Below are 11,839 nucleotides of genomic sequence, written 5' to 3'. Positions count from 1 at the left end.
GCGCGTCGCCAAACGCAATCGTCGCCGGCGAGACGAACGGCACCACGGCGCAGCGCTCCACGAGTTCGGAAATCAGCGGCCGGTCCGCGGCCTGCAGCAGCAGCCGGTGGAAGCGGGCATTCATTTCGCCATACGCGTAGTTCGATGCCGAGATGTCGTCTCTGTCGGCCAGGATGGCATCGCCCTGGATCAGGCAGGCATGGAACTCGGCCTGGATGTCCGCGCGCAGGCCGCGCTCGGCCGCAATCTTTGCCGCCATCCCTTCGAGCGTTCCCCGGGTTTCGAGCGCGGTGAGACTTTCCTCGTGGGTGAACGCGCGCACGGCGAAGCCGCGCTTGCCCACCGGCGTCAGCAGCCCGTCCTTTTCCAGCGCGGGCAGGGCCTGGCGCACCGGCGTTCTCGACAGCCCCAGCATTTCGGACAGCGCGGCCTCGGTGATGCGCGTGCCCGGCGCCAGCCGTCCCTGAAGAATCAGTTCGCGGATCTTGATCGCGGCATTGAGGTGCAGCTTCTGCAGGCTGGCCTGGGTCATGGGTCGCAGTGGATGTGATTTGGGATTCCAAGTGTAGCCAAGTTGTGTTGCGGCGCGCAGCCTTGGTGGAATTTGGAGTCCCAAAGCATTGAATCTTGCCCATATTTCCCGGGTTTTCACCTATTTGGAATCCCAAATAGCCTAATAACAATACAGGAAGCCCAAAAAATCCTTGTTTGGGATTCCAAATGCCAAAGACCCACGGAGAATCGAATTGAATCCCACCACCATCGCCGCCCAGGTCGCCGGTGTGCGCGAGCTCACGCCCCGGGTGCGCGAATACCAGCTGGTCGCAGCGCCCGGCCAGGCCCTGGCGCGCTATGACCCGGGCGCGCATATCGCGCTGCATCTGACGTCGCCCGAACTCGGCGCGTTCGTGCGCCACTACTCCCTGGTGGGCGGGCCTGCCGACGGTGTGGCGTGCTATCGCATTGCCGTGCAGCGCGAGGACCGCGCCCAGGGCTCGGATTTCATCCATCGCACTTTCGCCCAAGGCACGCGGCTGCAGATTTCCGCGCCGCGCAACAACTTCCTGCTGGGGCGCAACGACGCGCGCAGCCTGCTGATTGCCGGCGGCATAGGCATCACGCCCATCTACGCCATGCTGGCCAGCGTGGTGCGGCGCAACAAGGACTTTGCGTTCGTGTACAGCGGCCGCACGGCCGAGCAGCTCGCCTACCGCGACGAGGCAATGCAGCTGGCGGGCGCGCGCGGCCGGCTGCATCTGAGCGGCGAAGACGGCGCGAACCTGCTGGACCTGCGCGCCTTGCTGGCCGCGCAAGGCCCCGACACCACGGTCTATGTCTGCGGCCCCGCCGGCATGGTGCAGGCCACCCACCAGGCCGCGGCCGCACTCGGCTGGGAGCCGGGCCGCGTGCGCAGCGAGTTCTTCGGCGTGGCCGGCAGCCCGCACGACGTGGCGTTCGAGGTGCACCTGGCGAAGTCGGGCCGCTGCATCTCCGTGGGCAGGAACAGCTCCATCCTGGAAGCGCTCACGGCCGCGGGCGTCGAGCTGCTCTACGACTGCCGGCGCGGCGAATGCGGGCTGTGCCCGCTGACCGTGCTTGCAGCCGACGGGCCCATAGAGCACCGCGACCGCTACCTGAGCGCCGAGGAGCGCGCCGCCGGCAACACGCTATGCCTTTGCGTATCCCGCATCCAGGGCCAATCCCTGACCCTGGACGCCTGAGCCCCGTTGGAGAAAAATTCATGAGCAATATTCACGCCCTCAAGTCCGCCGGCGACGTCGCCGCACTGCGTCCCGGCTACGCGGATCAGGACACGCCGCTGGTGCGCAACTGCTGGTATGTGGCCGGGCGCAGCAGCGAAATCGGCCGCGAACTGCTGCAGCGCCGGATTCTCGGCGTCGACGTGGCGCTGTACCGCACGCTCGCGGGCGCGCCGGTCGCCGTGCGCAACCGCTGCCCGCACCGCTCCTTTCCGCTGGCCAAGGGCAAGCTCGAAGGCGACATCCTGGTCTGCGGCTACCACGGCATGCAGTTCGATGCCTCGGGGCGCTGCGCCAAGATGCCCTCCATGCCGATCTCGCCGAGCAATGCCAACGTGCGCAGCTTTGCGCTGGTGGAACGCTTTCCGCTGGTGTGGATCTGGATGGGCGAGCCCGATCTGGCCGACGAGTCGCTGGTGCCCGATACCTCCTGGCTGTCGGACCCCGCGCAGCGCAGCGTGACCGGCGCCTTCTTCATGCGCTCGGACTATGTGGCCATGCACGAGAACCTGCTGGACCAGACGCATTTTCCCTTCCTGCATCCGGGCACGGTCGGAACCCCCGAGTACGCGCGCTCCAAGCTCGATGTGCGCGAAGACGGCGAGCAGATCGTCATCGACCGCGCGCTGCGCAATTCGCCGCCTCCCGGCATCTATGGCGTGCCGGCCGGCATCATGCACAAGCGCGTGGACCGGCTCTCCGAAGCACGCTTCATCTCGCCGGCCATGCACGTGGCCTTCGCCCAGATCCTGGACCATGCGCCCGACGGCGACGCGCCGGGCCGCTACCGCTTCAACATCACCCACCTGATCACACCCGAGACCCAGCACACCATCCACTACTGGTGGTTCAACACGCGCGACTTCAAGCTGGACGACGCCCAGGCCGACCACCACCTGCAGACCGCCTCGGAGCAGGCCTATCTCGAGGACGTGGATGCGCTCGAATGGATTTCGGAGGTGGTGCGCAAGGACGCCGAGCCGCAGTTCGACCTCAACTTCGCACCGGACAAGCCGGGTCTGCTGATGCGCAGAAACCTGTATCGCATGGCGGCGCGGGAAGCAGCTGCGGCGCTGCGCTGAACGCGCGACACGATGAATGCCCACCCACAGGATTTGACCATGAACACCGATGTCGCCACCTTTCCCCAGAACGCCTGGTATGTCGCCGGCTGGGACGCCGAGATAGGCCGGAACCTGCTGGCCAGAACCATCTGCGACCATGACATGGTGCTGTACCGCAAGCTCGACGGCCAGGCCGTGGCGCTGGCCGACAGCTGCTGGCACCGCCTGCTGCCGCTGTCGCAAGGCCGGCTCGCGGGCGACGAGCTGGTCTGCGGCTACCACGGCCTGCGCTTCAACGCGACCGGGCGCTGCACGCACATGCCTTCGCAGGAGACCATCAACCCGTCGGCCTGCGTGCGCTCCTACCCGGTGGTCGAGCGCCACCGCTTTGTCTGGGTCTGGCCCGGCGACCCGGCCCAGGCCGACCCGGCGCTGATTCCCGATCTGGGCTGGTTCGACGATCCCGCATGGGTGGGCGACGGCCGCATGACGCCGGTGCAGGCCGACTACCGGCTGGTCATAGACAACCTCATGGACCTGACCCATGAAACCTTCGTGCATGCCTCCAGCATAGGCAACGAGGCCTTGACCGAAGCGCCGTTCGAGGCCTTCCACGGCGAGCGCACCGCGACCGTGGAGCGCTGGATACTCGACCAGGAGGCGCCGCCTTTCTGGGCCGCCCAGCTTGGCCGGCCCGGACCGGTGGACCGCTGGCAATACATCTACTTCCTGTCGCCTGCGGTGGTGGTGCTCGACGTGGGCGTGGCCGTCGCGGGAACGGGCGCGCCCCAGGGCGATCGCAGCCAGGGCGTGGGCATGTGGGTGGTGCACATTCCCACGCCTTCGACGCGCAACAGCTGCTACTACTTCTGGTGCCATCTGCGCAACTACCAGCTGCACGACCAGGGCCTCACGCGCCGCATCATGGAGGCGGCAGCAGGCATCCTCAAGGAGGATGAGGACGTGATCGAGGCGCAGCAGCGCGCGCTGGCGCGCAACCCGCAGCGCGGCTTCAACAACCTCAACATCGACGCCGGATCGCTGTGGGCGCGCCGGCGCATAGACCAGATGATCGCCCAGGAACAGCCGCGCGCGATCCGTCTCGTCACGGCCGCGTGAAGGAGTGGCCATGCACAAGCTCGCTACCTGGCTGCCAGTGCGCGTCGATGCAATGCGTGATCTCACGCCGTCGATACGCGAGTTCAAGATCGTCGGACTGCCACCCGCAACCTGCACACCCGGCGCACATGTCAATGTGCGCGTGCTGATCGGCGGTGCGCCCGACCACCGCTCGTACTCGGTGACGCGCCAGCTGCCGGACGGCAGCTTCTTCATCGCGGTCAAGCGCGCGCCGCAAAGCCGCGGCGGCTCGGCCTACATGTGGGCGCTGGAAGTGGGCAGTCTGCTGCAGATCACGCCGCCGGCCTGCGATTTCGCGCTCCAGTATGGGCAGGCGCACTACCTGCTGATTGCGGGCGGCATAGGCATCACGCCCATCTACAGCATGGCGCTGGCACTGGCCGCGCGCGGCGCCGCGGTGCGCCTGCTCTATGCCGCGCGCAGCGCCGAGGAGTTTGCATTCCGCCAGGAACTCCAGGCCGCGCTGGGCAGCGGCGTGGAGTTCGTGTGCACCGCCGCGGGCCAGCGCCTGGACATCGCCGCCGAGGTGAACGCGCTGCCGGCTGGCGCCGGACTCTATGTCTGCGGTCCCATCGGGCTGATGGACGCGGTCAGGGAGGTCTGGGCCGCAAGCCGGCGCGCGCCCACGCAGCTGCACTTCGAGACCTTTGGCGCCGGTGGTCGCCACGCCACGCAGGCGTTCACGGTCAATGTGCCGCGTCTGGGCCTGCGTCTGCAGGTGCCCGGCACCCAATCAATGCTGGACGCGCTGACGCAAGCCGGTGTGCCGCTGCTGTCGGACTGCCGGCGCGGCGAATGCGGACTGTGCGCCGTCGACATCCTCGAGCTGCAGGGCGAACTCGATCACCGCGATGTGTTCTTCAGCGCGCAGGAGCAGCGCAGCGCGCGCCGCATGTGCGCCTGCGTCTCGCGCCTGGCGGGCGGCGAAGTCAGCATAGAGGCGGCCTGGCGCCCGGACCCGGTGCTGCGCTAGCGCCTGCGCGACGCCGGGCCCGGGACGCACAGCCTCAATCCTGCAGCGCCTTGCGCACTTCGATCTGGAACTGCTCGCTGCTGCGCAGGCGCTGGTATTCGCGGTAGGCGGCGCGGTACGCCGGGGTCTCCAGGCCGTGCGAGGTTGCCAGGACTTCGTAGCGGTCCAGGCCGGCGCGCCGCCAGAGCACCAGATCAGCGACCACTTCGGCGCGCGACAGGCCCGCAGGCTCCGGCGTCGCGGGACGGTCTGCAGGGGCTGCGGCGCTGGCCGCGAACGAGGCCAGCAACGCCGCGGCGCAGGCCATGGAGGCAAGGCCACGCAGGGCGGGATGGGGATGGGAGTTCAACATGGTGTTCCGGTAAAAATGAGGGAAGGGAAACGGCCTGGGGCCGGCGGAGAAAGCACGGGAAAGAGCGGGGTGGTTCACAACCTCCTTGTTGGCGAGGTGACGGGCAGCGATGCCGGCTGCGCCGGCGCCATGGGCGGGCAATTAGAGGGGGGCGGCGGTGGCGGTGTCCAGCCGCCGCCCAGCGCCTTGAAGAGGGCCACGGCCGCGCGCGCCGACTCGGTACGGGCCTGGGCCTGCGCATCGCGCACGCTCAGCAGGCCTTCATCGGCCTGCAGCACTTCGATCAGGCTGACCACGCCCTTGTCATAGGCCGCGCCAGAAGCTTCGCGTGCGCGTGTCAATGAATGCAGGCCTTGCGCCAGCACCGTCTCCAGTTCTTGCCGGCGCGCGCGCGCCAGCAGGGCGTTTTCCACATCCTCCGTGGCCCGCAGCAACGCTTGCCGGTAGGCGGCAAGCGCCTGCGCTTCCTGCGCCTGGGCCTGGTCTATCTGGGCGTTGATGCGGCCGAAGTCAAACAGCCGCCAGCGCAGGCCGGCCACGGCAGCGGCCTGGGTCGCGCCGCCGCTGAAAAGCTGGCCGCTGCCCATCGATGTCGCACTGCCTATCAGGCCGCTGAGCGAAAGCTTGGGGTAATACTCCGCCATCGCCACGCCAATCCGCGCATTCGAAGCCGCCAGCCGCCGCTCGGCCGCAATGATGTCCGGGCGGCGGCGCAGCAGCTCACCCGGCGCGCCGCCCGGCAGCATGGCGGGCAGCGCGGGCAAGGCCTGACCGCCGGCAAGTTGCGCCCTGTGGGTGCCGGGCATCTCGCCCAGCAGCACATCCATGGCGTTCATTGCCGTTTCGAGCGCGGCTTCGAGCATGGGGAGAGTGGCCTGGGCGCGTGACAGCGCGGCTTCGACCTGCCTGACCTGCAGTTCGGCGGCCAGCCCCTTGTCCCAGCGCAGCGCGATGGTGGAGCGCAACTGCTGCTGGGTGCGCACCTGCTGGCGTGCGATTTCCAGCCGGTTTTGCAGTCCGCGGATGTGGAAGAAGGTGTCGGCGGTCTGCGCAGCCACCGCGAGCCGCACGGCCACGGCAGCGGCCGCCGTGGCCTGGTAGTCGGCCTGCGCTGCCTGCCTGGCGCGCTTCAAGCCACCAAACACATCGATTTCCCAGCCCACGGCCAGATTGGCTTCGTGGGCATTGCCGTAGCGGGCGAAGTCTGGCGTCGAGTTGAGCACCTGCCCCAGGGGCGTCTGCAGCGACTGGTAGGCACGCGACGTCTGGGCGCTGACGCTGCCCGAAGGCAGCAGCGCGGCGCCGGCGGCGTCCAGCCCGGCCCGGGCCTCGCTCACCCTGGCCGACGCCTGGGCGAGATCCAGGTTCTGCGCCAGGGCCAGGGCCACGAGATGCGTGAGCTGCGGGTCGCCGAAAGTCGTCCACCATGCCGAAAGCGCGCTGTCGGTCACGAAGCTGGACGCAGTTTCCTCGCCCGCTGCCGGGCCTCTGGTGAAAGCCTGGGGCGTGGGCGCTGCGGGCGGCCGGTAGTCGGGGCCGACCGCACAGGCCGCGCAGAGGCTGGAAACGATCAGGGCGCAAAGCAGGGGAAGACGGGGCATGGTCAATGAAAGCAAGGGAATGACGTTGTGACTATATTATGATTTGGTCACTCGTTGTAGGTTTTTTTTGCCCGGGGTAAGCTTGTGACCATGAATACCCCCAACGTCTATCCCGTTTCGGCGCGCGGACCCGTCGAACACGATGTGCGTGCGCAGATCGTCACTGCAGCCAAAGAGCACTTCAGCCGCTACGGCTATGAAAAGACGACGGTTTCCGACCTGGCCAAGTCGATTGGTTTTTCCAAGGCCTACATCTACAAGTTCTTCGAATCAAAGCAGGTGATAGGCGAGTTGATCTGCTCCAACTGCCTGATCGAGATGGAAGCCGAAATCCGCCAGGCCGTGGCCGATGCCGGGCGCCCGCCCGAGCAGCTGCGCCGCATGTTCAAGGCGATTGTGACAGTGACGCTGCGGCTTTTTTCCGAGGATAGAAAGCTCTACGAGATCGCCACCTCGGCGTCCGCCGAGCGCTGGCAGGCGGCGGTGGCCTATGAAAGAAACATGCACCAGCTGCTGCTGGACATTCTCGAAGCCGGCCGGCAGTCGGGCGACTTCGAGCGCAAGACGCCGCTGGACGAGGCGGGCGAGGCCATCTTCCTGATCATGCGTCCCTTCCTCAATCCCCTGCTGCTGCAGCACAGCCTCGAGCATGCGGAACAGGCGCCGGCGCAGCTTGCGGGACTGGCATTGCGCAGCCTGTCGCCTTGAATTTTTCTTTGTGACTATTGACAAAATTAGTCACTGGTCAAAAAATCGGGTCCTGCTCAATTCTCGGGACTCCCATGCCTAGGCACCGCCATCTGTCTATCGCAGCGCTCTGCACGCTGCCGCTTGCGCTCATCGCCTGCGGAAAAACCGCCACCCCCGATCCCCGCACCGGCATTCCCCTGGTGCGCACCGTCGAGGTCGCGCCCGGCGCCTCCTCCGAGCGGGCCTTTACCGGCATCATTGCCGCGCGGGTGCAAAGCGATCTGGGCTTTCGCGTCTCCGGCAAGGTGCTGCAGCGTCTGGTGGATGCCGGACAGTCCGTGAAACGCGGCCAGCCCCTGCTGCGCATCGATCCCGTGGACCTGCAGCTGGCCGCCCAGGCGCAGGACGACGCCGTGGCCGCCGCCACGGCCCGGGCGCTGCAGGCCGGCGAGGAGGAGGCACGCTTTCGCGACCTGCGCGGCACGGGCGCGATCTCGGCCTCGGCCTATGACCAGGTCAAGGCGGCGTCGGACAGCGCCACGGCACAGCTCAGGGCGGCGCAAGCCCAGGCACAGGCGGCACGCAACGCCAGTGGCTACGCGGAACTGCGCGCCGATGCCGACGGCGTGGTGGTCGAAACCCTGGTCGAGCCTGGCCAGGTGGTCAGCGCCGGCCAGGTGGTGGTGCGCCTGGCACAGGCGGGCCGGCGGGAAGCGGTGGTCCAGCTGCCGGAAACGCTGCGCCCGGCCTTGGGCTCGCCGGCCCTGGCCAGCGTCTACGGCAAGGAGGACGCCGCCGTTCCCGCCAGGCTGCGTCAGCTCGCCGATGTTGCCGACCGGGCGACGCGCACTTTCGAGGCGCGCTATGTGCTGGAAGGCGGCGGCGCCCATGCTCCGCTGGGAAGCACGGTCACGGTGAGAATCGCCGGCCGGCCGCAGTCGGGCGAAGCCGCCTTGCAGGTGCCGCTGAGCGCGCTGCTCGACGACGGAAACGGCCCCGCGGTCTGGTTGCTCAAGGGCACGCAGGTCGAGCGCCAGCGCGTGGCGATCGCGCGCATGGACGCAGACACAGCGCATGTCACGGGCGCGCTGCGGCCAGGCGACACCATCGTCGCCCTGGGGGCGCATCTGCTCAAGGACGGCGCCACGGTGCGCGTTGCCGCACCAGCGCCGGCAGCGCCGTCCACGGGAGGCCGCAGTGAGTAAGGGCCGCTTCAATCTCTCCGCGCTGGCGGTGCGCGAGCGCTCCGTCACGCTGTTCCTGATCCTGCTGATCTCTGTTGCGGGAGTGATCTCTTTCCTGCAGCTGGGGCGCGCCGAAGACCCGGCCTTTACGGTCAAGGTGATGACCATCGTCACCGCCTGGCCCGGCGCGACGGCGCAGGAGATGCAGGACCAGGTGGCCGAGAAGCTGGAAAAGCGCCTGCAGGAGCTGCGCTGGTACGACCGCGCCGAGACCTTTGTCCGGCCGGGCATGGCGTTCACCACGCTCACGCTGCAGGACTCCACCCCGCCGGCCGAAGTGCAGGGGGAGTTCTATCAGGCGCGCAAGAAGCTCGGCGACGAGGCGGCAAACCTTCCCGCCGGCGTGATCGGGCCGATGGTGAACGACGAGTATGCGGACGTCACCTTTGCCCTTTATGCGCTCAAGGCCCGCGGCGCGCCGCAGCGCGAGCTGGTGCGCGATGCCGAGGCGCTGCGCCAGCGTCTGCTGCATGTGCCCGGGGTGAAGAAAGTCAACATCGTGGGCGAGCAGTCCGAGCGCATCCATGTGGAGTTCTCGCATGAACGCCTGGCGACGCTGGGAATCGGTCCGCAGGAAGTGTTCTCGGCCCTGAACCAGCAAAACGCCTTGACGCCCGCGGGTTCGGTGGAAACCGCGGGCCCGCGGGTTTTCATCCGCATCGACGGCGCCTTCGATGAACTGCAGAAGATCCGCGACACGCCCATCGTGGCCCAGGGCCGCACGCTCAAGCTCTCAGATGTCGCCACCGTCACCCGCGGCTACGAGGACCCGGCGACCTTCATCGTGCGCAATGCCGGCGAGCCCGCGCTGCTGCTGGGGGTCATCATGCGCGACGGCTGGAACGGGCTCGATCTGGGCCGTTCCCTGGACCGGGAAGTCGCGGCCATCAATGCCGACATGCCGCTGGGCATGGGCCTGGCCAAGGTGACGGACCAGTCCGAGAACATCAGCGCCTCGGTCGATGAGTTCATGGTCAAGTTCTTCGCGGCGCTGGTGGTGGTGCTGGTGGTGTGCTTCGTCAGCATGGGCTGGCGCGTGGGCGTGGTGGTGGCGGCCGCCGTGCCGCTGACGCTGGCCGCGGTGTTCGTCATCATGGCGGCCACGGGCAAGAATTTTGACCGCATCACGCTGGGCTCGCTGATCCTGGCACTGGGCCTGCTGGTGGATGACGCCATCATCGCCATCGAGATGATGGTGGTGAAGATGGAGCAGGGCTACGACCGCGTGGCGGCCTCGGCCTACGCCTGGAGCCGTACCGCCGCACCCATGCTGTCGGGCACGCTGGTGACCGCTGTGGGCTTCATGCCCAACGGCTTTGCGCGCTCCACCGCGGGCGAGTACACCAGCAACATGTTCTGGATCGTGGGCATCGCGCTCATCGTCTCCTGGGTGGTGGCGGTGGTGTTCACGCCGTATCTCGGCGTCCGGCTCCTGCCGGAAATCAAGAAGGTCGAAGGCGGACATGCGGCCATGTACGGCACGCCGCGCTACCAACGTTTTCGCAGAATGCTGGGCAGCGTGATCGCGCGCAAGTGGCTGGTGGCCGGCGCGGTGGCTGCCCTCATGGCCGCAGCCGTTCTGGGCATGGCCCTCGTGAAAAAGCAGTTCTTCCCCATCTCCGATCGACCGGAGGTGCTGGTCGAGGTGCAGATGCCCTATGGAACGTCCATGGCGGGCACCGACGCGGCCACGGCCAAGGTCGAGGCCTGGCTGGCGCAGCAGGCGGAAGCGAAGATCGTCACCGCCTATGTGGGCCAGGGCGCGCCCCGGTTCTACCTGGCCATCTCGCCCGAGCTGCCCGACCCCGCGTTTGCCAAGATCGTCGTGCGCACCGACAGCCAGCAGCAGCGCGAAGCGCTCAAGGCGCGGCTGCGCGAGGCCATAGCGCAGGGGCTGGCGCCCGAGGCAAGGGTGCGTGTCACCCAGCTGGTGTTCGGGCCGTACTCGCCGTTCCCCGTCGCCTACCGCGTCTCGGGCCCGGACCCGGACAAGCTGCGCGAGATCGCCGCCCAGGTGCAGCAGGTGATGGCCGCCAGCCCGCTGATGCGCACCGTCAACGCCGATTGGGGCGTGCGCACGCCGGTGATGCACTTCACCTTGCAGCAGGATCGCCTGCAGGCGGCCGGGCTGAGCTCGACGGCGGTGGCGCAGCAGCTGCAGTTCCTGCTCAGCGGCATTCCCGTGACCAGCGTGCGCGAAGACATACGCACGGTGCAGGTCACGGCGCGCTCTGCGGGAGGCAACCGCCTTGATCCGGCAAAGATCGCCGATTTCACCCTGACCACCGCCAGCGGCCAGCGCATACCGCTGTCGCAGGTGGGAGAAACCAGCATCCGCATGGAAGAGCCCGTCATGCGGCGCCGCGACCGCGTGCCCACCATCACGGTCCAGGGAGATATCGCCGAAGAACTTCAGCCCCCCGATGTCTCCGCCGCCATCTCCGCGCAGCTGCTGCCGATCAGGAATGCGCTGCCCGCGGGCTACCGCATCGACCAGGCCGGCGCGATCGAGGAGTCGGGCAAGGCGATGACGGCGATGCTGCCGCTGTTCCCCATCATGATTGCCATCACCCTTTTGATCATCATCCTGCAGGTGCGCTCGATGTCGGCAATGGTCATGGTGTTCCTCACCAGCCCGCTGGGCCTGATAGGCGTGGTGCCGACCCTCATCCTGTTCCAGCAGCCTTTCGGCATCAATGCCCTGGTCGGGCTGATCGCGCTCTCGGGCATTCTGATGCGCAATACGCTGATTCTGATCGGGCAGATCCAGCAGAACGAGCAGGAGGGGCTGGACGCGTTCCAGGCCGTGGTGGAGGCCACGGTGCAACGCGCCCGTCCGGTGATCCTCACCGCCCTGGCGGCGATCCTGGCGTTCATTCCGCTGACCCATTCGGTGTTCTGGGGGACGCTGGCGTATACGCTGATCGGCGGCACGCTGGCCGGCACGGTTCTGACGCTGGTGTTTCTGCCGGCCATGTATGCCATCTGGTTTCGCATCCAGCCGGTCAGGCAGGC

General features: G+C 67.6%; 10 protein-coding genes. 7 read left to right on the top strand and 3 right to left on the bottom strand.

Translation table 11 applies throughout. The features are described from left to right. Positions 1-532: GntR family transcriptional regulator (locus RR928_RS12185; protein ID WP_332537134.1), on the bottom strand; the 532-nt coding region annotated here is incomplete at its 3' end. A gap of 214 nt (positions 533-746) precedes the next feature. Between RR928_RS12185 and RR928_RS12180 the strand changes: the two genes are divergently transcribed. The 4 genes from RR928_RS12180 to RR928_RS12165 are packed head-to-tail and all read left to right on the top strand — an operon-like array spanning position 747 to position 4,937. After that, complete coding sequence (locus RR928_RS12180; protein ID WP_332537133.1) at positions 747-1,721, top strand: PDR/VanB family oxidoreductase; 975 nt, start codon at positions 747-749, stop codon at positions 1,719-1,721. A 20-nt stretch (positions 1,722-1,741) separates the two neighbouring features. Continuing rightward, on the top strand, positions 1,742-2,842 hold the full coding sequence (locus tag RR928_RS12175; RefSeq protein ID WP_332549630.1) for an aromatic ring-hydroxylating dioxygenase subunit alpha: 1,101 nt from the start codon (positions 1,742-1,744) through the stop codon (positions 2,840-2,842). Between the two features lie 39 nt (positions 2,843-2,881). Continuing rightward, entirely contained in the window at positions 2,882-3,943 is a 1,062-nt protein-coding gene (locus tag RR928_RS12170) for an aromatic ring-hydroxylating dioxygenase subunit alpha (protein ID WP_332537130.1), read from the top strand. 10 nt (positions 3,944-3,953) lie between these two features. Continuing rightward, a complete protein-coding gene (locus RR928_RS12165) occupies positions 3,954-4,937 on the top strand; it encodes a PDR/VanB family oxidoreductase (protein ID WP_332682667.1) in 984 nt (327 codons plus the stop codon). Positions 4,938-4,971: 34 nt separating this feature from the next. On the opposite strand, the gene RR928_RS12160 is transcribed toward RR928_RS12165, so the two are convergent. Then, positions 4,972-5,289, bottom strand: a complete 318-nt coding sequence (locus RR928_RS12160) for a DUF4148 domain-containing protein (protein WP_332682665.1) — start codon at positions 5,287-5,289, stop codon at positions 4,972-4,974. Between the two features lie 74 nt (positions 5,290-5,363). Then, positions 5,364-6,890 (bottom strand): efflux transporter outer membrane subunit, encoded by a 1,527-nt coding sequence (locus RR928_RS12155; RefSeq protein WP_332537126.1) that lies wholly within the window; start codon positions 6,888-6,890, stop codon positions 5,364-5,366. A gap of 90 nt (positions 6,891-6,980) precedes the next feature. Between RR928_RS12155 and RR928_RS12150 the strand changes: the two genes are divergently transcribed. The 3 genes from RR928_RS12150 to RR928_RS12140 form a co-directional block, all read left to right on the top strand. Continuing rightward, the gene (locus RR928_RS12150; RefSeq protein ID WP_332537125.1) at positions 6,981-7,598 is read left to right on the top strand and encodes a TetR/AcrR family transcriptional regulator; all 618 of its coding nucleotides are present in this window, start codon (positions 6,981-6,983) and stop codon (positions 7,596-7,598) included. A gap of 74 nt (positions 7,599-7,672) precedes the next feature. Beyond that, positions 7,673-8,785: an efflux RND transporter periplasmic adaptor subunit gene (locus RR928_RS12145; protein ID WP_332682662.1), complete on the top strand. Its 1,113-nt coding sequence runs from the start codon at positions 7,673-7,675 to the stop codon at positions 8,783-8,785. Continuing rightward, positions 8,778-11,839, top strand: a 3,062-nt coding sequence (locus RR928_RS12140; protein ID WP_332537121.1) for an efflux RND transporter permease subunit, incomplete at its 3' end; no start/stop codon positions are given. The genes RR928_RS12145 and RR928_RS12140, both read left to right, overlap by 8 nt.

The organism is Comamonas sp. (genome assembly GCF_036666375.1).
GTDB lineage: Bacteria > Pseudomonadota > Gammaproteobacteria > Burkholderiales > Burkholderiaceae_C > Comamonas.
This window is presented reverse-complemented; position numbering and strand designations above follow the sequence as displayed.